Below are 24,938 nucleotides of genomic sequence, written 5' to 3' on the forward strand. Positions count from 1 at the left end.
CTGCCGGAGGCATATAAACCAACTCGGTATCTGTTCTGCTGTCGTTTGCCTCCGGCGGGTCGCTTTTTTGAAAAAAAGCTCCGCAAAAAACGTTCCTGATGCTTGCGAATGTGCCTGGATTGTTTCGGCGGAGCCTTGAAATGATGGTTTAAAACCTGTTTGTCAAACGTTTCAAAAGTTTGGCCCCCGGCAGGGCCGCCGGAGGCATAAGCTGAATCGTTACCTTATTTTTAGTCATCACCCATGATGCTGAACTGGAGACACCCATGGACTGCACCCTGGAAAAAAACCGCGCCAACTGCCCCTGTACCTACGACTGCGACAAAAAAGGCGCCTGCTGCCAGTGCGTCGCCTACCACCGGGGCAAAAACCAGCTCCCCGCCTGTTTCTTTCCCCCGGAGGCAGAAAAGACCTTTGACCGAAGCTATGCGCACTTTGCACGACTCGTTGCTGAAGGCACCGCCTGAAGCATCGAGGCGCACCCCGTAACCCATTGCCTGTTCCCCCTGCATATGAGGAGGCCCCATGACCCCCGACCCCACCGTCACCATCGACCGACACCAGGGCACGGCCCTGCTCAAGCTGGCCCGCAAGACCCTGGCCGAAGCCCTTCGGATTCCCTGGGACACAGCGGACGAAGAACCAAGCATCGACCACCCGTCCCTTGAGCGCAGGCAGGCCACCTTCGTGACCCTCACCCGCCAGGGGCTTCTCCGGGGATGCATCGGCACCCTTTTGCCCGTCACCACCCTCCGGGAGTCGGTCCGGGAAAACACCTATGCCGCGGCCTTTCGCGATCAGCGCTTCAACCCGGTGGAGGCCGGGGAATTCGATGAGCTCCACATTGAGCTGAGCCTCCTCACCGAGCCGGAGCCCCTGGAGTTCACGACCCCGGAAACCCTGCTCACGTGCCTTCGCACCGGCCTTGACGGGGTCCTCATAAAAAAAGGCGGCGCATCGGCCACCTTTCTTCCCCAGGTATGGGACCAGATTCCCAGCCCCGAGGCTTTTCTTTCCCAGCTTTGCCTCAAGGCCGGCCTCTCCAGGACAGCCTGGCGGGAGCCCGGCCTTGACGTCTTTACGTACCAGGTTCAGCACTTTCACGAGTAGCGGCGTCCTCAAGCACCCGCTCCAGGGAGTCGACAATGGTCTCGGGGCAGTCCTCCTGTAGATAGTGGGAGGCGTTGTCCACCCGCACGGTGAAGATATCCGGGAAATAGGTCCGCCATCGGTAAATATACTTGTTGCTGCCGAAGGCGGGGTCCTTCATGGCCCAGACCATCTCCTTGGGCACCCCCCTCAGGAGCTTCAACCGCTTCTCAATGGAAGCCAGCCAGTCACCGGACTTTCGAATCTGGTGGGGAAACTCGGCGGTGCCCCTTCGGTACTCGTAGGTGGAAAAAGGAGAGAGGTAGGCTGCGATCACGTCGGGGTCGTGCTTGGACGGCCCGGCAATGCCCCAGGGAACCACCTTGCGGGCAAACACATTGTGCTTCTGGTGCATCCACTCCCTGAAGGGCCCCCCCATCACCCAGGAAAACGCCCTGGCGTTCATAGGGGCCGGCCAGCACCAGGTATTCAGCAAGAGCATCCCCGCCACCTTCTCCGGGGCCTCCACCCCGATGGAGAGGCCGATGGGCCCGCCCCAGTCCTGCATCACCAGCACATAACGATCCAGCTTGAGGTGTCCAAGAAGCGCCTTGACCCACCCGGCGTGCTCCCTGGGGGTGTAGCCGTACCCTTTGGGATGGTCCGAGAACCCGAAGCCCGGATAATCCGGGGCAATGCACCGACACCGCCCCCGCAGCTTGCGGATCACCTTTCGGTAGAGAAAGGACCAGGTAGGGTTACCGTGAAGCATCACCACAGGCACCCCCTCTCCCTCGTCCACATAGTGCATGCACGCCCCGTTCCACTCATACCAGTGGGACTCGAACGGATAAAGCACATCATCCACCTCAAAACGGCGTACCCCAGGCATAGGCCCTCCTGATTGTCGGTGAAGAGACATTGACGGTTCCCATTTTCAAATCGTTGTATTAACATACCCTTTTCTTTTCAGAAAAGGAATACCAGGCCATGGGAATCACCGGAACCCTCTTCGATATCAAACCCTTTGCCGTCCACGACGGACCGGGTATTCGCACCACCGTCTTTTTCAAGGGCTGCCCCTTGCGATGCGCCTGGTGCCACAACCCGGAAGGCCTGCTGCCCTCCATCCATCTTCTGGTCCGGCCCGACCGCTGCATCGGTTGCGGGGAGTGCCGCACAGCCTGCCCGGACCAGACGCCCACCCCGGAGACCTCCCTGGCCCCCGCCTGCCGGGTCTGCGGAGCCTGCGTGACGGCCTGCCCGGCCGAAGCCAGGGAGCTTGTGGGCCGCACGGCAACCGTGGCCGAGGTCATGGAGCGCCTCCTCAAAGACCGCCCCTTCTACGAAGAGTCCGGGGGCGGGGTCACCTTTTCCGGGGGCGAGCCCCTGGCCCAGCCCGACTTTCTCCTGGCCCTCCTGTCCGCCTGCGCCAAAGAGAGCCTTCACACAGCCGTGGACACCTCGGGCCACGCCCCGCGGGCCGTGGTGGCCGATGTGGCGGCCAGGGCCGACCTGGTACTCTGCGACCTCAAGCACATGGATCCCGAAACACACCGCCGCCTCACCGGGGTGCCCAACCAGCGCATCCTCTCCAACCTCAGGTACCTGGCAGGCACCGGAACACCCCTTGCCGTGAGGATTCCCCTGGTGCCGGGTATCACCGACGGCGAGGAGAACCTGAACGAGGCGGGCCGGTTTTTAAGCGGTTTGGACAATCCGCCCCCCGTCCACCTGCTGCCCTACCACAGCTACCAGACAAGCAAATACACCCTTCTCACCCTCCCCTATCCCCTGGAAGGGAGAGACATCGCTCCTGCCCGGCCACCTGTGGAAGCCACCGCACGCCTCGAAAGCATGGGGCTCACGGTGAATGTCGGGGGGTAAGGGAGGTGGCACATGCCAATATACCTTCTATGGTTAACGGGAGTGGAAAAGCCAGGCCTCCGGCGGCCAGGTGGGGGCACCTGGAAACCCTATGGCGAATGCATGAAGGCAGCCATAATGCCATCGGTCTCGGGGCATTCGCGTGATGTGTGATATGTGGCAACCGTTTTCGCAGGAGAGGCCCATTAAATTGACAGGGTTAACGCATTTAGATTTTTGCCTCCGGCGACCCTGCCGGGGGCCAAACTTTTGAAACGTTAGACAAACAGATTTTGTTTTTTGAGGATGCGTCCCTACAGGGCATAGCCCCTCTTATTTCTTCATTACCGAAAAGTTTTTGCGGAGCTTTTTTCAAAAAGCGACCCGCCGGAGGCTTTTTGGTTTCATTGTACCAACCAAACGATTGCGGGAAGGAAATCCCCCCATCATGGAGACCATTGTATGACACCGCGCGTCCGGAGACTCAAAGCTGAAAGTGTTGCCGCCACCCCGTCCATCTCCATTGAGCGGGCCCTTCTTGTCACGGAGTTCTACAAGCAGGAGGCGGGCAGGCACAGCACCCCGGTGATGCGGGCGAAAAACTTTGCCCATCTCTGCGAGCATCAGACCCTGTACCTGGGCGACGGGGAGCTCATCGTGGGGGAGCGGGGGCCGGCACCCAAGGCTGTCTCCACATTCCCGGAGCTCACCTGCCACACGACCGAGGACCTGCGCATCTTAAATGACCGGCCCATGGCGCGATACCGGGTGGCCCCCGAGGACATCGTCGCCTATGAACGGGAGGTGATCCCCTACTGGACCGGCCGCAGCCTGCGGGACCGCCTCTTTGCCCACGTGCCCGAGGCGTGGACCAGGGCTTACGAGGCAGGCATCTTCACCGAGTTCATGGAGCAGCGAGCCCCGGGCCACACTGCCCTGGACGGCCTCATTTACGAAAAAGGGCTCCTTGCGATCTGCGCCGACATCCAAGAAGCCATGAAGGCCTTAAACTACCTCACCGACCCGGAGGCTGCAGACAAGGCCGAGGAGCTCAGGGCCATGGCCATTGCCTGCACGGCCTCCATCCGCTTTGCCGAGCGCCACGCCGAGCTGGTAGAGACCCTTGCCGCAGACACCGAAGAGGCAGATCGCCGGGCAGAGCTCCGGGAGATCGCCCGCATCTGCCGCAAGATCCCGGCCCATGCCCCGGAGACCTTCCACGAAGCCCTTCAGATGTACTGGTTCGTCCACCTGGGCACCATCACCGAACTCAACGGCTGGGACGCCATGAGCCCCGGCCACCTGGACCAGCACCTGGCGCCCTTTTACGAGAAAGAACTGCGCCAGGGCTCCCTCACCCGGGAGGAAGCCAAAGAGCTCCTCTGCTGCTTCTGGATCAAGTTCAACAACCAGCCCGCCCCGCCCAAGGTGGGGGTGACGGCCCTGGAGAGCGGTACCTACAACGATTTTACCAACATCAACATCGGCGGCCTGACAAAAGAGGGGCAAGACGGCTCCAGCGAGGTCTCGCACCTGCTTCTGGAGGTGGCCGCCGAGCTTGCCCTGCTCCAGCCCCAGTGCAACGTCCAGGTGAGCCATCGCACCCCCCATCGCCTGCTCAAGGCTGCTGCACGGGTCATCAAAAAGGGACTCGGCTACCCCTCCCTGTTCAACGCCGATGCCGTGGTCATGGAACAGGTGCGGGCCGGAAAATCCGTTGAAGACGCCCGGGAAGGCGGCACCAGCGGCTGCATCGAGACCGGTGCCTTCGGCAAGGAGGCCTACATCCTCACCGGGTACCTGAACGTCCCGAAGATCCTTGAGGTGACCCTGAACAACGGGGTGGACCCTCTCACCGGGATTCAGGTGGGCCCGGCCACCGGCAAGGCCGCCTCACTGACCTCCTTCGATGCCCTCTACCGCGCCTTTGAGACCCAACTCAAGGCCGTGGTGGACATCAAGGTGGCCGTCAACAACACCATCGAGCGCATGGTGTCCCGGTACGCACCGGCCCCTTTTCTCTCCTCGGTGATCCGCGACTGCGTAAAAAACGGCACAGACTATTACAACGGCGGCCCCCGCTACAACACCACCTACATCCAGTGCTGCGGCATCGGCACAGTCACCGACAGCCTCTCGGCCCTGAAGGTCCACGTGTATGGGGGCACCCGCAGCCTGTCCGACCTGGTGGAGGCCCTCAACGCCGACTTCCAGAAAAGCGAGGCCCTGCGCCTCACCCTCAAAAACAAAACCCCCTTCTTCGGAAACGACGACGACCGGGCAGACGACCTCATGAAGCGGGTCTACGCCTCCCTCTTCAACGCCATCGACGGGCGGCCCAACACCAAAGGGGGGCGCTACCACCTCAACATGCTCTCCACCACCTGCCACGTCTACTTCGGCAAGATGCTCGGGGCCACCCCCAACGGACGGCAGGCACACCAGCCCGCCTCGGACGGCACCTCCCCCTCCCACGGCGCGGACAAAAACGGCCCCACGGCCGTCATGAAGTCCCTTGCCAAAATGGACCAGGTCAAGTCCGGGGGGACCCTGCTCAACATGCGCTTCATGCCACGGCTCCTGGAGAGCGACACCGACCTCGAAAACCTCGCCCGACTGGTCCGCACCTACTTCGGGCTGGGGGGGCACCACGTGCAGTTCAACATCGTGGACACGCACACCCTTGAGGAGGCGCGAAAGCACCCGGAAGATCACCGCGACCTCCTGGTGCGGGTGGCAGGCTACAGCGACTACTTCGTGGACCTCGACGACGACCACCAGCGGGAGATCATCGCCCGCACCCCTCACGACGCCTGGGGATAAGTGTCAAAGTGGGTGAAAAAATCGGGCCTCCGGCGGCGAGGTGAGCCACCTCGAAAGCTGATGGCCTTTGCGCTTCGTCCCTCATTCCTCTGGCCAAAGCGCAAAGGCCTTCTACTGAGAGTTTTACGGACTGGGTCAGATAAGCGCCTTGATTACCGGAAAGTTTTTGCGGAGCTTTTTTCAAAAAGCGACCCGCCGGAGGCAACTCGATTTTTAAATGCGTTGGCCCTGCGACCCCGGGCGTCCCCCCTTGACCCGCCCCCCTGATCCAGCTAAAATATTACAAATACAGGCAGGTATTGGGAATCCTCGTCCCACCCACTACCCCTTGCCCCCTTCCCCGTCTCTTCGCCCACAGGGTTTTACCCCCGAGAACCAGGCGCCCCCGTCTTCCATGGCACCGTGCCCATCACGGATGTCAGGTCACCGCCCTTGTCCGGCGCCACACCAAACCTCACCCAAGCCATAGGTGGCCCCATGTCCCTGAAACCCAACCCATTGGAGCTGGAACACCAGATCAGGCTCCTTGCGCAGCAACGGGACACCTACATCCAGATCACCGAAGAGCTGAAGGAAAACGAAAAAAAATACCGGACCATCTTCGAAAATATCGCGGACAGCTACCTCGAAGTGGACCTCAAGGGAAACTTTATCTTCTTCAACCAGGCTTTCTGCAAGCTCCTGGGGTACAGCAGAGAGGAGCTCCAGGGCCGAAACAACCAGGATTTTCTCGACAAGGAAAACGCGAAAATCGTCTTCGAGATCTTCACCGGGGTCTACAAATCCAACGAGTCGGTCATGGGAGCTTCCTGGGAGATGATCCGCAAGGACGGCTCCAAACGGCGGGTGGAGACCTCGGTCTCCCTGGTAAGGGACCCCTCAGGGGAAATCGTGGGGTTTCGGGGCATCGGAAGGGACGTCACGGACCAGAAGGAGACCGAACGGGTCCTGGCCCTCAACGAAGCCCGCTTTCGGGACATCTCCCTGAGCATGGCGGACTGGATCTGGGAGGTGGACACCCGGGGGGTCTACACCTTTACGGCTGGCAACATCGGCAAGGTCCTGGGCTACACCCCGGAGGAGATGCTCGGCAAGACCCCCATGGACTTCATGCCCCGGGACGAGGCCGACAGCGTGGCGAAAAAGATGTCGAAAATCTTCGCCCTGAAGCACCCCATCGTGGACCTGAAAAACTGGTGCATGAAAAAGGACGGCACCCGGGTCTGCATGCTCACCAACGGGGTCCCCATCATGGGGGACAACGGTGAATGGCTTGGCTACCGGGGGGTGGACAAGGACATCACCCGCAACCTGATGGTGGAAGAACAGCTCAAAAAATCCCTGGAGAGCACCGAGACCATCATCAACACCCTGCCCATCGGCGTGATGATCGTAAGCAAGGACCATATCGTGCGCCGCATCAACAACGCGGCCCTTAAAATGACAGGTCACGACTCCGAGGCCGACATCGTCGGCCGCACCTGTCACCGCACCATCTGTCCCGCGGATGAGGGCCACTGCCACCTCAAAAACCTCGGAAACCAGGTCGATCAGTCCGAAAAAGTGATCATCCACAAGGATGGACGACGGATTCCGGTCTTTAAAACAGCCCTGCAGGTGGAACTCGACGGCAGCGATGTCATCCTTGAAGCATTCATGGACATCAGCGCCATCAAAAAAGCCGAGAAAAAGATCCGGGAAAGCGAGGAGAGGATCCGGACGGTCATGGAGACCATCGTGGATCCCGTGGCTGTCTTCAACACCCTGGGTCGGGCCACCTACGTCAACCCCGCCTTTACCCAGGTGTTCGGGTGGACTGCCGAAGAGCTCGGGGACCCTGCCTGCACGTTCATCCCCGATCCCCTGCTCCCGGAAATCCGCCACGCCATCCGAAAGGTGCTGGGGGGAGCTCATATCAAAGGTCTGGAGACAAGACGCACCACCAAGACAGGCCGCACCATTGATGTCCGGCTGGGTGCGGCCCTGCTTCGCAGTGCCTCCGGAGAAGCCAGCGGCATCGTGGCCAACTTTCAGGACATCACCCGGGAAAAACAGGCAAAAAAAGAGCTCAAGCAAATCAACAGGGAGCTTGAAAAGGCAATTGAACACGCCCACACCCTCACCCAGCGGGCCGAAATGGCCAGCGCCGCCAAAAGCGAATTTTTAGCCAACATGAGCCACGAGATCCGCACCCCCATGAACGGCATCATCGGCATGACGGACCTGGTCCTGGGCACCCCCCTCACCGGGGAGCAGCGCGAGTACCTGGAGATGGCACAGATGTCAGCCAACGCCCTCCTCGGCCTGCTCAACGACATTCTGGATGTCTCCAAGATCGAAGCCGGAAAGATGGAGCTTGAAACCATTGAGTTCAACCTGCGGATCACCCTGGAAAACGCCGTGAATACCCTGGCCCTGAAGGCCCACGAAAAGGGCCTGGAGCTTGTCTGCCACATCCGCCCGGATGTGCCCACCGCCCTCATGGGAGACCCGGGCAGGCTTCGCCAGATCATCGTCAACCTGGCAGGCAACGCCATCAAGTTCACGGAAAAAGGGGAGGTGGTGATCCGCGTGGAAAAAGAGAGCCAGACCGACACCACCGTCACCCTGCGCTTTGCCGTTTCCGACACCGGCATCGGCATTCCCGTCGACACCCTGGACACCATCTTCCACAGCTTTAAGCAGGCCGACGGCTCCGCCACCCGAAAATACGGGGGCACGGGCCTGGGGCTCTCCATCTCCCGGCAACTGGTCAAACTCATGGGAGGGGCCATCCGGGCCGAAAGCCCCAACCCCTTTGCAGGGGACGAGCCCGTGCCTGACCTCTACCGGGGCTCCCCCGAAGGGGGCCCGGGAAGCATCTTCCATTTCACGGCCGTCTTTGAATTGAACCGTTCGGAAGAGCCCCCCTCCCTGCGCCTCAACAGGCAGGACCTGGCCGGACTGCCCACCCTCATTGTGGACGACAACGCCACCAACCGCTTTCTTCTCCAGGAGATGCTCACCACCTGGGGACTCTCTCCTTCAAGCGCAGCCGACGGCCGGGAGGCCCTGGGCCTTGCCGCCAAGGCCCTTGAAAACGGGAAACCCTTTCGGCTGGCCCTTCTGGACATGCAGATGCCGGAAATCAACGGATTCGAGCTTGCCCAAAAGATCAAAGAGGCCCCCTTCGGGGAGGGGATGAAGATGATCATGATCTCGTCCATGGGAGAAAAAGAGGACGCCCGGCGCTGCAGAGAGACGGGAATCTCAGGCTACCTGTCCAAACCCGTCAGGCAATCGGAGCTCCTCAACACCATCCTCATCACCATGGGCCTTCAGGAGGGAGAAAACACCACGGTCGTCACCCGCCACACCGTGTGCGACCTGCAGGAACGGCTCAAGATCCTGCTGGCCGAAGACAACCGGGTGAACCAGGTCCTCGCCGTCAATCTCCTCAAATCCAAGGGGCATCAGGTCACCCTGGCGGTCAACGGGAAGGAGGCCGTAGCAGCTTACAAACGCGAAAACTTCGACCTCATCCTCATGGATGTCCAAATGCCGGAAATGGATGGTTTTGAGGCCACCCGAATCATCCGCAGCTTGTCGGAAAAGGGCGCCGCGATTCCCATCATCGCCATGACGGCCCATGCCATGAAGGGCGATCAGGAAAAATGCCTGGAGGCGGGCATGAATGCCTATGTTGCCAAGCCCATCAACCCCGCCACGCTTTTTGAGACCGTGGAATGGGTCCTCGGCGGAGCCGAAAGCCTTGGAAAACCCTTTGTACCCACAACCTTTGACATGGTCTCGGCCATGGAAAATGTCCTGGACGACCCCGAACTGTTCCGGGAAATCACCGATATTTTTTTAAAGGAGCTTCCCGGCAACCTGGCCACCCTCCGTCAGGTCATGTTGACCAAAGACGGGCCGGCCATCGCCCGGTTGGCCCACAGCATCAAGGGGGCTGTGGTCAATTTTGCCGCCACCGAGGCCCACGACACAGCCCAGCGCCTGGAAACCCACGGAACCAACGGACACTTTGATCTGGCAGAAGAAGAGGCCGCAGCCCTGGAAACCACACTCCATGACCTGGCCCATGAACTCACCCTCACCCTCAAGGGAATGGCCCATGAAAATCATGATCGCCGAAGATGACCTGATCTCCAGACGCGTCCTTCAAACCAACCTGATGAAGTGGGGCTACGACATCGACGTGGCTGTCAACGGCCGGGAAGCCTTTGAGATGATCACCCGCCCCAGCCCCCCGAGCCTGCTCATCTCGGACTGGATGATGCCCCTCATGGACGGGCCCGCACTCTGCAGGGCCATTCGTGATCTGGACATTGCACGGTACATCTACATCATCCTGCTCACCACCAAGGGTGAGAAAAAAGACATCATCCACGGCCTGGAAGCAGGCGCCGATGATTTCCTCACCAAACCCTTCAACCAAGAAGAGCTCAAGTACCGCATCCGCATCGGAGAGCGCATCATCAACCTGGAACACCGCATCCTCCAGCTGGCCAACACCGATGCCTTAACCGGCATGATGAACCGGCGGGCCTTTATGGAGCGCCTTGAGCAGGAGATCGAACGGGCCCATCGCGAGCAGACCGCCCTCTCTTTTCTCATCTCCGACATCGACTACTTCAAACGGGTCAACGACACCTACGGGCACCAGGTAGGGGACCTGGTACTCCAGTGCTTCTGCCAGACCCTGAAGGAAATCCTCCGGCCGTATGACTTTCTGGGGCGTTACGGGGGTGAGGAATTTGTGGTGTGCATGCCGGGCACCATGGATGACCAGGCCCGATCTGTTGCGGAACGGCTGCGAAAAGCGGTGGAGGAAAAAGAGATCATCCACCCCGAGACCGGGGAGCTCATCGCCATCACCTCAAGCTTTGGCACCGCCACCTGCAGGCTGGCCTTGCGGGAAAAAACAGACGACCTCATCAAACGAGCCGATGAGGCCCTGTACCGGGCAAAAGAAGAGGGACGAAACCGGGTGGTGAGCGGAGAGTCCACGACCTGAGACGGGGCATCAGGCATCGGCAGAGCCGTTAATCCCGTACTTTTCAAGGCGGTAGATAAGAACATGGCGGGGGATGCCCAGAAGCCGGGCAGCCTGGGACCGGTTTCCCCCGGAGCGGGAAAGGGCCTGACGAATGAGATCCTCTTCCAGGTCCGGCAGGCTCAGCCCGCCCTCCGGCAGGCGGAATGCACCGCCCGGAGCGGTGCCGGAAGAACCGGCCAGGGCAAGGTCGGTGGTATCGATGGCATGGCCGGAGGCCAGGATGGCGCAACGCTCCACCACATTCTTCAGCTCACGGATATTTCCCGGCCAGGGGTGGGCCACCAGAGCACCTGAAGCGCCCTTAGTAAAGGCAAGAGAATGGCCGGAATGGGAACCGAAGGCGGCAAGGAAATGGTTCGCCATGGGCACAATCTCTTCGGGGCGCTCCCGCAAGGGGGGAATGTGCAGGGGCACCACGCCGATGCGGTAGAAGAGATCCTCCCGGAACGCCCCTTCCACAATGGCCTTGGCAAGGTCCCGGTGGGTTGCCGAGATCAGGCGGATATCGCACGAGATCACCTTCTGGCTCCCCACGGGCTCCACCTCCTTTTCCTGAATGGCACGCAGGAGCTTGGCCTGAATGGCCAGGGGCAGGTCCCCGATCTCATCAAGAAACAGGGTGCCCCCGTTTGCCGCCCGAAACTTTCCAGGCTGATCGGAAACCGCCCCGGTAAAGGCTCCCTTCACGTGGCCGAACAGCTCGCTCTCCACCAGATTTTCAGGAATGGCGGCGCAGTTGACCGTAATCAGGGGGCCACTGCGTCTCGGGCTCTCCCGGTGGATCAACCGGGCGATGACCTCTTTGCCGGTCCCCGATTCGCCGGTGATCAGGACAGGGGCATCGCTGTTGGCCACACGGCGTGCCGTGGCCACGAGCTGCTCCATCACCGGAGATGCCACCACAGGCGCTTCCTTGCCCCGGATGGCCTCGATCTCATCGGTGAGCTCTCGGTTCTTTCGCTGGAGGGACCCCATCTCCAGGGCCTTTCGGCAGGAGAGCCGCAAGGCGTCCCGGCTGAATGGCTTGGTGATAAAGGTAAAGGCCCCCTGCTTCATGGCCTCCACCGCCATCTCGATGGTGCCGTGGGCGGTGATGACGATGACCGGGATATCGGGGTTGATCTCCTTGACGGCGGCAAGGACGGAAAGACCGTCCATGCCCGATAGCTTCACGTCCGTCACCACAAGATCCACCCATTTTTTCGCGAACAGGGCCAGGCCTTCCTCTCCGCTGCGCGCCTCAAGCACGGAAAACCCTCCGGTGGACAAATTGTGCGACGTCACTTCCAGAAGGCTTTCGTCGTCGTCAATTAAAAGCAGATGACCGGCCATGTGAATTCTCCTGACATCAAAGGCAATCAAACGTACCCGTTGGTTTTGGTTCGAACGCCCCTGCCACGCGCCCCATTCCGAAGGCCCTCACTCTGTCAGGCAGGGAAAGGAAAAACAAAACTCCGCACCACCTTCATCGCGGTTTCTGGCCTCCAGGCTGCCCCCCAGGCTCTGGGCAATGCGGCGGGAGATGGGAAGCCCCAGCCCTGTACCCTCCTTACTCCCGGAGACAAAGGGCTCAAAAAGCCTCGGGAAAAAATTCGGATCAATGCCGGGGCCGTCGTCGCTGACGGTCACGGAACACACCCCTTCCGAAACCGTGGCCGTCACATCGATGCGTCCCCCCTTGCCCACCACCGCCACCGCGTTCAGCACCAGGTTCACCAGAACCTGGGACACCTTCTCCCCTTCCACCCTCACCCCCCTGGCGTTGTCCCCGCAGGACATGGTAAGGCGCACCTGCCGATCCTTCAATCGGATGGACATGGTGTCGTTGACATGATCCACCACCTCCGAAAGGGTACGCTCCACCTCCTGGGTTCCGCTCTCCCTGGAGGTTGCCATGGCGAGCATCCCGGCAAGGGTCTTGTCCAGACGCTCCGTCTCCTTGATGAGGATTCCGGCAAACTTCCGGGAGAGCCCCTCCTCCGGCGCCTCGTCCAGAATGATCTCCGCAGCCCCCCGAATGGCCCCCAGAGGGTTTTTGATTTCATGGGCTAGGGAAGAGGAGAGCTCCCCTGCCACCGCCCGTTTCTGGCTCACCCGTAATTGATCTTCCAGGCTCAAAAGGGTCCGGGCATCGTCCTTGACCCGCTTAAGGGACGTTTCGAGCTGCTCGGAGACGGCCCGGTACTGTGCGGACACCTGCTTCTCCTTTCCAGAAACAACACCCACAAGGATGCCAGCGGCAAAATAGAGGCCCACCTCGGTGAGTTCGCTGCGATAGGTCACGGGGTTGCGGCCCATGTACAGGAGAAGATGGGGGATAAAGGCGAGAGAGTTGAGCAGGGCCATGATGATCCCGCCCCGGAGGCCGTAATACAAGGCACCCACGGCAATGGGAAAGTAGCTGAGGCGCCGCCAGGTATCGTGGAGGAACATGTCGTGGCCCGGGGTGACAAAATGAAGCACCCCGATCCCCACGGAAACCAGCACAAGAAATATGGGAAGCAGTCGTTTCATGGGACCTCATGTCCTGTGTCAGGCTGTACCCACCAAAACGGCATCCCCCACCCGAAGGAGGCCGCCTTCTATGACTTTTCCGAAAATCCCCTCCCGGGGCATGATGCAGTCTCCGGCCCGGTGAAAAATGGCGCAGGGCTTGTGGCAGGTCTTGCCGATCTGGGTGATCTCAAGGACCACGGCATCCCCCAGGGCCACCCGGGTGCCCACCGGCACCTTCAGCCAGTCGATGCCCGCAGTGGCCACGTTTTCGGCAAAATCGCCGAACCCCACGGTGAGGCCCTTGGCCACCATGGTCTCGATCCCTTCCTGGGCCAGAAGGCTCACCTGACGAAGCCAGGGACCGGCGTGGGCGTCCCCTTCGATGCCGTGGTCTTCCACCACGGTCACCCCGGAGACGCAGGTCTTGGGAATGCCTTTTTTCGTGCTCACGGCAAGGGAAACCACCTTGCCGGTCTGGTGCGGTGCGTGTGCCATGGTGTACCGTCCTTCACATGTCAAATAAGGGCTCAACGCCCGATGAGGTAAATCCCGTAGGTGGCCCGCAGGTTGGGCCACACCCTCACCCGGGTTCCGGTGACCCGGATGTCCCGGGAATTGATGGCCGCCTCCCTTCGAATGGAAAAGCCCACCTCGTCTGCGAACCGGCGAAAATCGTTTAAGGAGAGCACCCGGATGTTGGGGGTGTCGTGCCACTCATAGGGCAGCTCCCGGGTTCGGGGGACGTGCCCCGAGGCAAGCATCTGGAGCCGGATGCGCCAGTGGCAGAAGTTGGGAAAGGAGACCACGGCGTGCTTGCCGATGCGCAGCATCTCCCGGATCAACCCCGACGGGTCGTAGGCCTGCTGGAGGGTCTGGCTGCAGATCACGTAATCAAAAAAATCATCGGGGTAGTCCCTGATCTCCTCGTTCATGTCCCCCTGGACCACGGTAAGACCCCGCTCGATGCACCGGGCCACCTGGGCTTCGTCGATCTCAATGCCGGTCTCCGACACCTTTTTGTGGCGCTTCAGGGCATGGAGCAGCTCGCCGTCCCCGCAGCCCAGCCCCAGGACGCGGGTGCCCGGCCTCACCCAGGAGGCGATGATGGACAGATCAAAACGCAGGTTGTTCAAACTCTCAGGCATGGGCCCCCTTTCCCAAAAAACCGGTGAGAATGGTGGTGAGGCGATCGCTGGGCAGAAGAAAAGCGTCGTGGCCGCAGCTCGCCTCGATCTCGCAAAAGCTCACGTCCACCCCGTGGCGTTTGAAAAGGCTCACGATGGCCCGGTTCTGGTAGGTGGGGTAAAGCCAGTCCGACGTGTAAGACACCACCAGAAAGGGGTGCCTCAGTTCGGCCATGCGATCCAGGGCCCCTCCGTCGCGGAGGCCTTCCTCCACGTCGAAATAGTCGGCGGCCTTGGTGATGTAGAGCAGGGAGTTGGCGTCAAAGCGGTCCACAAACTTGGCGCCCTGGTAGTGAAGATAACTCTCCACCTGGAACTCGGCATCAAAATCAAAGGAAAACTCATCGCGATCCTGGAGCCGCCGCCCGAACTTTCGGTGCATGGCGTCGTCGGACAGATAGGTGATATGGCCGATCATGCGGGCCACGGACAGTCCCAGGGCCGGTCTCTCCCCGCCGTAGTAGTGCCCCTTGTTCCAATTGGGATCCGAAACAATGGACTGGCGGGCCACCTCGTTGAAGGCAATGGACAAGGCCGAGTGACGCATGGTGGTGGCAAGGGCCACACCCGAGCCCACCCGCTCCGGAAACTGACGGCACCAGGAGAGCACCTGCATGCCCCCCACGGAGCCCCCGATGACCGCATGAAGACGCCCGATGCCCAGATGATCCACCAGCCCCGCCTGAACCCTCACCATGTCCCCGATGGTCACCACCGGGAAATCGGTGCCAAAGGGCCGCCCCGTCTCCGGGTTGACGGAAGAAGGGCCGGTGGTACCCATGCAGCCCCCCAACACGTTGGAGCAGATGACGAAATAGCGATCCGTATCAATGGGCCGCCCCGGCCCCACCATGGTCTCCCACCACCCGGGCAGCTCCTCCCCCGGCGCAGATGCCGCGTGGGAATCTCCGGTGAGGGCATGGCAGATCAAAATGGCGTTGCCCTTGTCCGTATCCAGGGTCCCCCAGGTCTCAAAGGCAACCGTCACCTCCGACAGGGCCTCCCCGCTCTCAAGGGTCACCGGCCCCTCCAGGGTATGCACCTGCTTCACCGCGTGTACCATCGTTTTTATCCTTCCCCCACGTAAATCAAAAAACCAAAAGCTTGCCTCCGGCGGCGAGGTGAGCCACCTCGAAAGCTGATTGCCCTTGCGCTTCGTCCCTCGTTCCTCGGGCCAAAGCGCAAGGGCCTTCGGCCCGGGCTTCGCCCGTGAGCAACGCTAAAAGAACTTCAAATGCCTTCATCTATGCCACTATGAAACTTTACCTTTCGTCCCCAGGCTCCGCCTGGGAATAATACACGGAGGCTCTGCCTCCACGGCTGATATCGCTTCGTCCTATGAATTCAGGTGATTGCACCGGCATATTTCACACCAACAAGGCAGAGCCTGGGAGCGAGAAAACGTGTTGGCAGATCAAATCATGACGCAATGAGTAGAAAAAACAGTGACACTCTCCTCTCCTGCAAAGGCAGTTGCCAAACGTTATCCTTCACGCGAATGCCCCGAAAACGCCTGCATCACTATGGTCTCCATGCATTCGCCACAGGGTTTCCAGGTGCCCCCACCTGGCCGCCGGAGGCGCTTTTTTCTCGTATTTTTCACCAGAAGAAACCGCTGTTTTGAACCTTATCCTCTGCCCATCTCAATGGCCTGGTCCAGGTCTTCGATAATGTCTTCCACGGCCTCGATGCCCACGGAGAGGCGCAGCATGTCGGGGCGGATCCCCAGGGCTGTTTTCTCGTCGGGCTCGAAGGAGACGTACTGGGTGGACCAGGGGTGGATCATCAGGCTTTTGCAGTCTCCGATGTTTGCCAGGTGGTAGATCATGGAGAGGCCATTGATGGTTTTGCGGCAGGCGGCTTCGCTTTCAAGGCCGAAGGTGAGCATGGCGCCGAAGCCTTTGCCGCCGAACTGCCTGTGGGCCACATCCCGGTTGGGGTGGCCGGCAAGGCCGGGGAAGTTAACCCAGGCGACTTTGGGGTGAGCCTCTAAAAATCGGGCCACGGCCAGGGCGTTATCCAGGTGCCGCTCCATGCGCAGGGCGAGGGTATCCAGCCCCACCATGGTGAGGTAGCTGTTCATGGGAGCCTGGGTGGTGCCGTGGTTGATGTGGTGTTCCCGCCAGATGCGGTCCAGGAGCGCCAGGTTCCCTTTTTTTTCCACAAAGGGGGCAAAGTCGGCGAATTTCTCGGTGGCCCAGTCAAAGGCGCCCCCGTCCACAACCACCCCGCCCGTGGCGTTGCCGTGGCCGCTGATGTACTTGGTGGTGGAGTGCACCACGGCGTCGGCGCCCAGCTCCAGGGGCCGGACAAGAAAGGGGGTGCCCAGGGTGTTGTCCACCACCAGGGGGAGGCCGTGGGCGTGGGCTAGGGCCGCTGTTTTTTCAATGTCCGGTACGTCCATGGCCGGGTTGCCGATGCTCTCGATATAGAGAAAACGGGTCTTTTCGGTGATGGCGGCTTCCATGGCGCCCAGGTCCGTGGGATCGGCCAAGCGGGCAGTGATGCCGTATTTCTTAAAAATGCGGGTAAAGAGCAGCCAGGTGGACATGAACAGGGAACGACCGGCCACAAACTCGTCGCCGGCCCGCAAGAGGGCCATGCAGGTGTTGCTGACGGCAGCCATGCCCGAGGCCATCACAAGGGAGCCCTTGCCCTGCTCCAGGTCGCTGAGCTTGGCTTCGAGGACGTCGTTGGTGGGGTTGGAGAGGCGGCCGTAGATATGGCCCCCCTGGCCTGAAAAGGCATCGGAGAGGCTCTCGGCCGTGGGGTGCCTGTGGGAGGCACTTTGATAAACGGGGGGCAGGGTAGCCCCCTCCCAGGCGTGGGTCTCCTGGCCGCTATGGATCACGCGGGTGGCAAACTTCCGTTTCAAGGGGTCGGTCATGGTGTTCTCTCAATCCGAGGAGGGTTGTGTAGTTCAAGACGGGGCAGCGCCGACACTGCTTCATCTTCTCTTCCCAGGAGAGGGTCCCCTGGGTATCGCAGGAGGTTCCCGAGAGAAACCAGCACATGTCCCCTGCCTGGAATTCCCAGGCAGGACACCTCCTTTTCCGCGCGGGGTCGCACCCCTTGACTGCCCAGCAGGGAGAAGCGCTCTGCCCCCTTCTCCGGGCAAGCAGAAAGAGGAGCTGCTTCTCCACATGGGCGGGGACAGATCGCCACCCCTGCTCGTAGCTGTGGACCGCCTTGACCGACAGGCCCAACAGTGCCGCCATCTCTTTCTGGGTCTTGGCCAACCGGCCGCGTATGGCCGCGAACTCTTTACTGTCCATGGATTCTCCGATAAAATTTGGTATCGAGCAACGTTGCCCCAAGCTACCACAATGTGGTATGTACGTCAATTAAGGCCGGGCAGGTATGAATGCCGCTTGACCCCACCAACTATTGATCACCTTTTATCGGAGCATACCAGTCCCATGAATCCAATATATCCCCAGGAAGCAGACCGCTGCCGTTCGGAAAACGAGTCCATCGCACGATTTCGCCGGTTGATGCCGGACATCACCCGAGAGATCATCGACAGCTGCAACGAGCCCGAGTGCTTCAAGCACGTGGGCTACGAGCCCATCCCCTCCCGGCACGACGCCAAAAGGATCATCAAGGTGGGCATGCAGGTCCTCTTCCCCGGCTACTTTGCCGGGAAAAAGATCGACCCGTTGAACCTGACGTACCGCATCGGGCAGCTCACCACCACCTTGTATGACCTGCTCACCGAGCAGGTGGTGCTCTCCTTCAGGCACGACTGCTACCGCTACAACAAGTCCTGCACCTCCTGCGCCAGCGAAGGCCACGAGGCGGTCCTCGAATTCTTCCGGGCCATCCCCGACATCAAGCGCACCCTGGCCGAAGACGTCCGGGCCACCCGGGACGGCGACCCCGCCGCCCACAGCGTGGACGAGATCATCTTCAGTTACCCCGGGGTTTACGCCATCAGCGTCTACCGCATGGCCCACAAGCTCTACGAGCTCGGGGTGCCCATCCTGCCGCGCATCATGACCGAGATCGCCCACAGCGCCACGGGCATCGACATCCACCCCGGCGCCCGCATCGGGAAGCGCTTCGCCATCGACCACGGCACCGGTGTGGTCATCGGAGAGACCACCCTCGTGGGCGAAAACGTGCGCATCTACCAGGGCGTGACCTTAGGGGCCCTCTCCCTGCCCCCCGGAGCAGGGGAACACCTCAAGGGGAAAAAGCGCCACCCCACCATCGAAGACAACGCCATCATCTACTCCGGCGCCACGATCCTGGGCGGCAAGACCACCATCGGCAGGAACTGCACCATCGGCGGCAACGTCTGGCTCACCTCATCGGTGCCCGCGGACACCAAGGTCTTCATCGAAACCCCGGAGCTCATCTACATGGACTCCAACGGGTCAAAAACGAAGTGAGCCACCTCGAAAGCTGGTTCGACGGTAGCGGTTAAGTCAGCCTTACCGGCGATATGGGCTTCGCTGCCCCTCATCGCTATGCCCGAACCGCAACGGTGTTAGCCCGTAACGGTCCAAAGCGACACGCACATCAAAGGAGACCTCATGTTTAAATATAAAACCGTAGACCAATCCATCGGCAGGACCCCACTGGTCCGCCTCAACCGCATGGCCGAAGGCTTGCCCGTGGAGATCTACGCCAAGCTGGAGTTTTTCAACCCCGGAGGGAGCGTCAAGGACCGCCTGGGTTTTGCCATGATCGAGGCCGGAATCCGGGACGGGCGCATCAACGACGAGACCCTCATCGTGGAGCCCACCAGCGGCAACACCGGCATCGCCCTGGCCATGCTCTGCGCCCGCCGCGGCCTGCGCCTCTGCCTCACCATGCCGGAGACCATGAGCGTTGAACGGCGCAAGCTCCTCACCCACTTCGGGGCCAAGCTGATCCTCACGCCGGGGGACAAGGGCATGAAAGGCTCCATTGATGCGGCCGTAGACCTCGTGGAAAAAAGCGACAACGCCTTTTTGCCCAACCAGTTCGAAAACCCTGCCAACCAGGAGATCCACCGAAAGACAACGGCCCCCGAAATCCTAAATGCCTTAAACGGTGAGGTGGACATGGTCGTGGCAGGTGTGGGCACCGGGGGGACCATCTCCGGCATCAGCCAGGTGTTGAAACGCGTCAACCCCGACTTCAAGGCCATTGCCGTGGAACCGGCCGAGTCCCCCGTCCTTTCGGGGGGCGCTGCAGCCCCCCACAAGATCCAGGGCATCGGTGCCGGGTTTGTCCCGGGTGCCCTGGACCTGTCCGTGGTGGACGAGGTGGTCACCGTGCCCTCGGAAGAGGCCTTTACCACGGCCCGGCTCCTTGCCAAACAAGAGGGCCTCCTCTGCGGCATCTCTTCCGGAGCCGCCGTTCATGCCGCCCTTGCCGTGGCCCGACGCCCGGAATCCAAGGGAAAACGCATGGTGGTGATCCTCCCCAGCACCGGGGAGCGCTATCTCTCCACCCCCCTTTTTGAACTCGCCTGACCGGCAATGGGGATGCCCGGGCTTCCAAAGCACCGCGGCGTCCCCGCCCCGCCTCACGCCCCCTTCACCGCCGCAGTAATCTGGCGCCACACCAGGGCCTCCTCCACCAGCTCCCGAAAGGCCCGCTCCTGCCATGGCACCACCACGAAACGATAGATCCCGGCCTGCTCCCGATGGGCCACCAGGGCCTCCAGCCGGTTGAAGGGGCAAAGCATGAGCCGGACAGCCCGGGGCGCAAACTCCCTGCTGAGCCACAGGCACTCGGCCCCGGTCATGTCCCTGAGGGACTCCCCAAGCAGAATCATCTCAACAGGCCCGTCCTCCATCTGGTTGAACACCTCCTCGCCGGAGCCCACCACCGTCAGCTGAACAGGGCAGGGTGAAAGGCTTCGCGCCAGGGCATGGCGAAGGGAGGCCGAGGCGTCCCCCGCCACCAGGGAAGGGGTGAACCAGGGACGAAACAAGGTGGTCCGCCCCCGGCTCACAGGCACCATTTTCTCGCGTATCATGGCCAGGAAGGTGTCGGTGAGCTCCGGGTCGAAACGGCTCCCCCGGCCGCTTCGCATGACGCCCAGGGCCGCCTGGACCGGCATCTGTTTCCGGTAGGGGCGATGGGTGGTCAAGGCATCAAACACGTCTACCAGTGTGATGATCCGCGAGCAGATGTGTATCCCCTCCTCCCGCAGCCCGTCGGGGTATCCCTGCCCGTCCCAGCGCTCATGGTGCTGGCGGATAAAAAGCGACGCGCTCTCCAGGGGCCCCACACACCGGGTGATGGCATGGCCCCGCTCGGAGTGCAAGCCCATCAGGCGCATCTGCGCGGGGGTCAGGGGGCCCGGCTTTTGCAGGATGTGGTCCGAGACCCCGCCCTTGCCGCAATCGTGGAGCAGGCTGCCGAACACCAGGTGGGGAAACACGATACGGGGCAGCTTGACCCGCCGGGCCAGGGCCAGAGCATAATCCATCACCCGCAGGCTGTGCCCCCGGGTGACAGGGTCCCTGGGCAAAATGGCCCGGACCAGGTCCAGGGTTGCATCCATCTCCTCCCGGTCCAGGGCCCGGCCCGACCGGAAGGCATCTCCGGCCACATCACCCAACTTTTGCCCGTGTTCATCCACGCCCTCGCCCCTTCCCCCCATCATGGCTGTTCCCGTTCCCCCATGACCCGGACGATCACCTCTTCGAGCTCTTTTTTCTTGATGGGCTTGGTGATGTATTCGTCCATGCCCGCCTCCAGAAACCGTTCCCGGTCCCCGGCCATGGCGTTGGCCGTCACCGCGATGATGGGCACAGGCCCGTGCCCCGGTTCCGGGATTTCCAGGGCCTCCTGCTCCAGCTGCCGAATGGCCAGGGTCGCCTCCAGCCCGTCCATCACCGGCATCTGCCCGTCCATGAGCACCAGGTCAAAGGCTTCACTGCCGAAAGCGTCCACCGCTTCCAGTCCGTTGCTCACCACCTTCACCGTATGCCCCAGCTTCTTCAACATGCTCACGGCCACCCGCTGGTTCATGGGATTGTCTTCGGCCAGCAGCACGTGGATGGCGGGGATCCCGGGCATGGTTTCCACCGACACACCGCGGGCCTTTGTCTCCCGTTCTCGAAGATCCGGGCTCTGGTCCCCTGCCTCACCACGATGCAGGACCTGATTCAACCGCTCATACAGGTCTTTCTTCCTCACCGGCTTGGTCAGGCAGGCAGAAAAGCCCAGTTCCGCCATGTGCGCGGCGTCCCCTTTCTGACCGATGGAGGTGGCCATCAAAAGGGGGATCTGGCGGGTGGTCTCCCCGTCTTTGAAGCACCGCCCCAAGGAGGCCCCGTCCATACCCGGCATCTGCATATCGATGATGGCCGCATCAAAGGGTGTTCCGTCCTTGCGTGCCTGTTCCGCCATCAGCAGGGCGCTCTCCCCGGACTCCGCCTCGGTGACCCGGCTTCCCCATGATCGCGCATACTCCCGAAAGACCCACCGGTTCACGGCGTTATCGTCCACCACGAGGAGGTGGGCGTTCTCAAGGACGTCGCTGGAATGGAACCACTCTTCCCGCGCTTCTGTTTGGATGTTGAACTCTGCGGTGAACCAAAAAGTGGTCCCCTGTCCCGGACGGCTCTCCACCCCGATGTTGCCGTTCATCAGACGGGTTAGTTGCCGGGAGATGGAAAGCCCCAGCCCCGTGCCCCCGTACCGCCTGGTGGTGGAAACGTCCCCCTGGGAAAAGGAGTCGAAGATCCTGGAGCGGGCCTCCTCCTCAATACCGATGCCCGTGTCCGCCACCTCGAAAAAGAGCCTCACGCCCTTGCCCGTCTTCTCTTTCAGGGCCACCCGGATCATCACGCTGCCCTTTTCCACAAACTTAACGGCGTTTCCGGCCAGGTTGGTGAGGATCTGCCGCAATCGCACCGGATCCCCGTTGAGGTGCACCGGGACGTTGTCCTGGATCAGGCAACCAAAGGCGATGCTCTTTTCCCCGGCCTTGATGGCCATGACATCGCTGAGGGGCTCCAACACATGGCGCAGGTTGAAATCGATGGCCTCGATGTCCAGCTTGCCCGCCTCGATCTTTGAAAGGTCGAGGATATCGTTGATGAGAATCAACAGGGCATCGGCACTGGACTTCACCGACTCGGCGTACTCCTTCTGCTCAGGAGTCAGCCCGGTGTCCAAAAGAATATCGATCATGCCGATGACCCCGTTCATGGGAGTGCGGATTTCGTGGCTCATGTTGGCCAGGAAGACACTCTTGGCCCGGGTGGCGGCTTCGGCCTCCTCTTTGGCACGCTTCAGGATCGCCTCGGCGTGCTTCTGGGTACTGATCTCCCGGCAAATCCAGACAATGCCGATGGGGTTGTTTTCATGATCCGCCATTAGGGAAGAGCTCATCCAGGTGGGAAATTCCCGGCCGTTGCGGGCCACGTGGTCGATCTCTCCCTCGCAGCTGCCGTAGCGTCTCACTTTTTTCAGAAAATCCCGTAAGGGGCCTTCGGCCTGATTCCGGGTATGAAACGACTCCAGGTTCACCCCCACCAGCTCCTCGGTACGGTACCCGTGCATCTTGGCCCAGGAGGGGTTCACAAACTCCACCACCCCTTCCAGGTCTGCCACCGCAATGCCGTCCACGGACTGCTCCATGGCCGCTTTGAAACGCAGCAGGGAATTCTCGCTGAGCTTGCGCTCCGTAATGTCCTGCACCGTGCCGATGAGAGAAACCACCTCCCCGGATCGCCGAAACTCCTTCACCTCCGGTACCTCAGCCCGGATCCAGCGGATATCCCCGTTGCCCCGGACAATACGGTATTCCAGGGGCTCCCCCTTACCTGTCTCGGCCATCTTTCGCCCCGCCCGCACCACCATCTCCGAGTCTTCCGGGTGCACCATGCGTTGTATGACCTCCTCAAACCGACCCTCAATCCTGCTACTTTCGCTTTTGTCTTCGCCCCTGTAGATGGCCACCATCACATCGGAGAGAACCACCCTGTCCTCGGTCAGGAACCACTCCCAGCTTCCCAGCCCGGCAATACGGTTGGCGCGCTTGAACGATGTCTCGTTCTCACGGAGCCGCTTTTCCGCAAACCGTTTCTCCTCCAGCTCCCGCACCAGGGTGTCGTTGACCACCTCAAGCTGCAGGGTCCGCCTGTTCACCACGCCCTCCAGGGTCTCCCGGTGTTTGATGAGCACCAGCTCCGCCTGCTGGCGCCTGCGAACCGTGGCCCAAAGGCTGATCACCAGGGTCACCAGCAAGAGCCCCGCCAGGTAACCGACCCGGGTCATCATCAACTGGCCGGGGGGAAATGGCGGGTACGGATCGCCGGAGAACAGCCCCACCAGCGTCCATCGAAAAGCAGGTATGGCCTCGGACACAACCTCATACCGCTCAGCCCCCACCAACACCTCGGGCTGTCCCGGATCCCACCCCAGAAGCTTCAGGGACCGCCCCCCAAACTGCCGCTTCAGGTCCACGCCTGCGCTCTCCGCCTCCGTAGGGGGCTCGGAAACATGAAAGAGCCACTCCGGCGTGTTGCTTGCAAACACCACCCCAAAAGAGTCCATAAGAACCACGGGGGACGAGACCTCCTGAAACAGGGCATCCACCGCTTCCAGCTCCAGTTTGAACACCAGAACGCCCACGGGGTCCATGCCCCTGTCCCAGACAGGAATGGACATGTAAATCCCCCGCCGATGGGTGGTCACCCCCACGGCCGGGTACACCATGCGCCGCCCGGTCATGGCATATTTGAAATAGGGACGGAACCGATAGTTCAACCCCGTAAGCCTCTTCTCCCCACCATAGGCCGAACTGGCCACTGTGAGCCCTTCGCTGTTCATCAGATAGATGATGGCCACGTGCTCGGCATGGGCCAGCATGTCAAACAGGGGTTCCAATTCCGCATGGGGCTCACCGGAGAGCACCCCACGGAGCATGGGCTCGGTGCTCAGGCTCTCAATAACCTCCCAACGGTGGGAAATCATCTCCCCGAGCTCTGCACGAAACCCTCGCAAGGTGGTCACCCGCTCCTTATGACGCATTTCTCCCTTCAGAAAATGCACGCCGAACCAGAGCCCCACGGAAAGGGCGGCCACCAGAAGGGCCCAGAACAAAATGTAACGCCATAACTTCATGGGGTATGAAACTCCGGCGCAGGGGATTTTAGGTCACAGGGAACAGGCTGCACATGGCCAACCGCGTACAAAACGCCGTGTGATGAGTCCTTTTGCAGGCCATACCGCTTTCAGCGGCCTCACACGGGGAACCGTTTTTCGCGGAGGGCACGCAGCCGTCCGATGGGTGTCGACGGGGAAGGAAAAAACAAAGGGCAGGCATCAGCCGCCCTTCACATGTCCATGCCCCGGAAGAGACAACAGGAGGAAAGACGTTGTTCGATCAACAACAATGATGCGTGTTGAACCAGTATACACGCAGCCGCGAGGCAACGTCAATTTGTTTGCAATGTCCGAGAGTTGAC

At 61.1% G+C, this 24,938-nt stretch carries 18 protein-coding genes; 8 read left to right on the plus strand and 10 right to left on the minus strand.

What is annotated here, in order from left to right:
- Positions 1-266: 266 nt before the first annotated feature.
- Complete coding sequence (locus tag ACOYW0_RS08985; RefSeq protein ID WP_180142473.1) at positions 267-467, plus strand: DUF6485 family protein; 201 nt, start codon at positions 267-269, stop codon at positions 465-467.
- A 58-nt stretch (positions 468-525) separates the two neighbouring features.
- Positions 526-1,110: an AmmeMemoRadiSam system protein A gene (gene amrA, locus ACOYW0_RS08990; RefSeq protein ID WP_482418185.1), complete on the plus strand. Its 585-nt coding sequence runs from the start codon at positions 526-528 to the stop codon at positions 1,108-1,110.
- Here the strand turns inward: amrA and ACOYW0_RS08995 are convergent.
- Entirely contained in the window at positions 1,079-1,981 is a 903-nt protein-coding gene (locus ACOYW0_RS08995; protein ID WP_482418186.1) for an alpha/beta fold hydrolase, read from the minus strand. The genes amrA and ACOYW0_RS08995 overlap by 32 nt on opposite strands.
- A 98-nt stretch (positions 1,982-2,079) precedes the next feature.
- On the opposite strand from ACOYW0_RS08995, the gene ACOYW0_RS09000 reads away from it, so the two are divergent.
- From ACOYW0_RS09000 to ACOYW0_RS09015, 4 genes are all read left to right on the plus strand, one after another.
- Positions 2,080-2,976, plus strand: a complete 897-nt coding sequence (locus tag ACOYW0_RS09000; RefSeq protein ID WP_482418187.1) for a glycyl-radical enzyme activating protein — start codon at positions 2,080-2,082, stop codon at positions 2,974-2,976.
- Between the two features lie 441 nt (positions 2,977-3,417).
- Positions 3,418-5,778: a trans-4-hydroxy-L-proline dehydratase gene (gene hypD / locus ACOYW0_RS09005; RefSeq protein ID WP_482418188.1), complete on the plus strand. Its 2,361-nt coding sequence runs from the start codon at positions 3,418-3,420 to the stop codon at positions 5,776-5,778.
- Positions 5,779-6,255: 477 nt separating this feature from the next.
- Positions 6,256-9,915, plus strand: a complete 3,660-nt coding sequence (locus tag ACOYW0_RS09010; protein ID WP_482418189.1) for a PAS domain-containing hybrid sensor histidine kinase/response regulator — start codon at positions 6,256-6,258, stop codon at positions 9,913-9,915.
- The gene (locus tag ACOYW0_RS09015) at positions 9,890-10,792 is read left to right on the plus strand and encodes a diguanylate cyclase (protein ID WP_482418190.1); all 903 of its coding nucleotides are present in this window, start codon (positions 9,890-9,892) and stop codon (positions 10,790-10,792) included. Before ACOYW0_RS09010 ends, ACOYW0_RS09015 begins: the two co-directional genes overlap by 26 nt.
- A 9-nt stretch (positions 10,793-10,801) precedes the next feature.
- On the opposite strand, the gene ACOYW0_RS09020 is transcribed toward ACOYW0_RS09015, so the two are convergent.
- From ACOYW0_RS09020 to ACOYW0_RS09050, 7 genes are all read right to left on the minus strand, one after another.
- Positions 10,802-12,166: a sigma-54-dependent transcriptional regulator gene (locus tag ACOYW0_RS09020; RefSeq protein WP_482418191.1), complete on the minus strand. Its 1,365-nt coding sequence runs from the start codon at positions 12,164-12,166 to the stop codon at positions 10,802-10,804.
- Between the two features lie 87 nt (positions 12,167-12,253).
- A complete protein-coding gene (locus tag ACOYW0_RS09025; RefSeq protein WP_482418192.1) occupies positions 12,254-13,348 on the minus strand; it encodes a sensor histidine kinase in 1,095 nt (364 codons plus the stop codon).
- Positions 13,349-13,366: 18 nt separating this feature from the next.
- Entirely contained in the window at positions 13,367-13,825 is a 459-nt protein-coding gene (locus ACOYW0_RS09030; protein WP_482418193.1) for an MOSC domain-containing protein, read from the minus strand.
- A 32-nt stretch (positions 13,826-13,857) separates the two neighbouring features.
- Entirely contained in the window at positions 13,858-14,475 is a 618-nt protein-coding gene (metW, locus tag ACOYW0_RS09035; protein WP_482418194.1) for a methionine biosynthesis protein MetW, read from the minus strand.
- The gene (metX, locus tag ACOYW0_RS09040) at positions 14,468-15,577 is read right to left on the minus strand and encodes a homoserine O-acetyltransferase MetX (protein WP_482418195.1); all 1,110 of its coding nucleotides are present in this window, start codon (positions 15,575-15,577) and stop codon (positions 14,468-14,470) included. Before metX ends, metW begins: the two co-directional genes overlap by 8 nt.
- A gap of 564 nt (positions 15,578-16,141) precedes the next feature.
- Positions 16,142-17,401 carry an O-acetylhomoserine aminocarboxypropyltransferase/cysteine synthase family protein gene (locus tag ACOYW0_RS09045; RefSeq protein ID WP_482418196.1) on the minus strand — a complete coding sequence of 420 codons (1,260 nt, stop codon included), beginning with the start codon at positions 17,399-17,401 and terminating at the stop codon, positions 16,142-16,144.
- Positions 17,355-17,789, minus strand: a complete 435-nt coding sequence (locus tag ACOYW0_RS09050) for a helix-turn-helix domain-containing protein (RefSeq protein ID WP_482418197.1) — start codon at positions 17,787-17,789, stop codon at positions 17,355-17,357. The genes ACOYW0_RS09045 and ACOYW0_RS09050 overlap by 47 nt, the downstream gene beginning before the upstream one ends.
- A gap of 144 nt (positions 17,790-17,933) precedes the next feature.
- Here ACOYW0_RS09050 and epsC point away from each other — a divergent pair, with 144 nt between their 5' ends.
- Together epsC and cysK are read left to right on the plus strand one after the other, a co-directional pair.
- Entirely contained in the window at positions 17,934-18,908 is a 975-nt protein-coding gene (epsC, locus tag ACOYW0_RS09055) for a serine O-acetyltransferase EpsC (protein WP_482418198.1), read from the plus strand.
- Between the two features lie 144 nt (positions 18,909-19,052).
- Positions 19,053-19,979 (plus strand): cysteine synthase A, encoded by a 927-nt coding sequence (gene cysK / locus ACOYW0_RS09060; RefSeq protein WP_482418199.1) that lies wholly within the window; start codon positions 19,053-19,055, stop codon positions 19,977-19,979.
- 53 nt (positions 19,980-20,032) lie between these two features.
- Here the strand turns inward: cysK and ACOYW0_RS09065 are convergent, their stop codons facing one another.
- Positions 20,033-21,121: an HD domain-containing phosphohydrolase gene (locus ACOYW0_RS09065; RefSeq protein WP_482418200.1), complete on the minus strand. Its 1,089-nt coding sequence runs from the start codon at positions 21,119-21,121 to the stop codon at positions 20,033-20,035.
- Positions 21,118-24,594, minus strand: a complete 3,477-nt coding sequence (locus ACOYW0_RS09070) for a response regulator (protein WP_482418201.1) — start codon at positions 24,592-24,594, stop codon at positions 21,118-21,120. The genes ACOYW0_RS09065 and ACOYW0_RS09070 overlap by 4 nt, the downstream gene beginning before the upstream one ends.
- Positions 24,595-24,938 lie beyond the last annotated feature (344 nt).

The sequence above is a fragment of the Desulfoluna sp. HI9BLuna genome (assembly GCF_056829775.1).

What these genes read in the sequence shown, in the direction of transcription:
- ACOYW0_RS09010 (WP_482418189.1), top strand. Translation starts at nt 6,256, where the DNA reads ATGTCCCTGAAACCCAACCCATTGGAGCTGGAACACCAGATCAGGCTC.
- ACOYW0_RS09030 (WP_482418193.1), bottom strand. Translation starts at nt 13,825, where the DNA reads ATGGCACACGCACCGCACCAGACCGGCAAGGTGGTTTCCCTTGCCGTG.
- ACOYW0_RS09045 (WP_482418196.1), bottom strand. Translation starts at nt 17,401, where the DNA reads ATGACCGACCCCTTGAAACGGAAGTTTGCCACCCGCGTGATCCATAGC.
- ACOYW0_RS09065 (WP_482418200.1), bottom strand. Translation starts at nt 21,121, where the DNA reads ATGATGGGGGGAAGGGGCGAGGGCGTGGATGAACACGGGCAAAAGTTG.
- epsC (WP_482418198.1), top strand. Translation starts at nt 17,934, where the DNA reads ATGAATCCAATATATCCCCAGGAAGCAGACCGCTGCCGTTCGGAAAAC.
- ACOYW0_RS08995 (WP_482418186.1), bottom strand. Translation starts at nt 1,981, where the DNA reads ATGCCTGGGGTACGCCGTTTTGAGGTGGATGATGTGCTTTATCCGTTC.
- ACOYW0_RS09000 (WP_482418187.1), top strand. Translation starts at nt 2,080, where the DNA reads ATGGGAATCACCGGAACCCTCTTCGATATCAAACCCTTTGCCGTCCAC.
- metW (WP_482418194.1), bottom strand. Translation starts at nt 14,475, where the DNA reads ATGCCTGAGAGTTTGAACAACCTGCGTTTTGATCTGTCCATCATCGCC.
- metX (WP_482418195.1), bottom strand. Translation starts at nt 15,577, where the DNA reads ATGGTACACGCGGTGAAGCAGGTGCATACCCTGGAGGGGCCGGTGACC.
- ACOYW0_RS08985 (WP_180142473.1), top strand. Translation starts at nt 267, where the DNA reads ATGGACTGCACCCTGGAAAAAAACCGCGCCAACTGCCCCTGTACCTAC.
- ACOYW0_RS09025 (WP_482418192.1), bottom strand. Translation starts at nt 13,348, where the DNA reads ATGAAACGACTGCTTCCCATATTTCTTGTGCTGGTTTCCGTGGGGATC.
- ACOYW0_RS09050 (WP_482418197.1), bottom strand. Translation starts at nt 17,789, where the DNA reads ATGGACAGTAAAGAGTTCGCGGCCATACGCGGCCGGTTGGCCAAGACC.
- amrA (WP_482418185.1), top strand. Translation starts at nt 526, where the DNA reads ATGACCCCCGACCCCACCGTCACCATCGACCGACACCAGGGCACGGCC.
- ACOYW0_RS09015 (WP_482418190.1), top strand. Translation starts at nt 9,890, where the DNA reads ATGAAAATCATGATCGCCGAAGATGACCTGATCTCCAGACGCGTCCTT.
- hypD (WP_482418188.1), top strand. Translation starts at nt 3,418, where the DNA reads ATGACACCGCGCGTCCGGAGACTCAAAGCTGAAAGTGTTGCCGCCACC.
- ACOYW0_RS09070 (WP_482418201.1), bottom strand. Translation starts at nt 24,594, where the DNA reads ATGAAGTTATGGCGTTACATTTTGTTCTGGGCCCTTCTGGTGGCCGCC.
- ACOYW0_RS09020 (WP_482418191.1), bottom strand. Translation starts at nt 12,166, where the DNA reads ATGGCCGGTCATCTGCTTTTAATTGACGACGACGAAAGCCTTCTGGAA.
- cysK (WP_482418199.1), top strand. Translation starts at nt 19,053, where the DNA reads ATGTTTAAATATAAAACCGTAGACCAATCCATCGGCAGGACCCCACTG.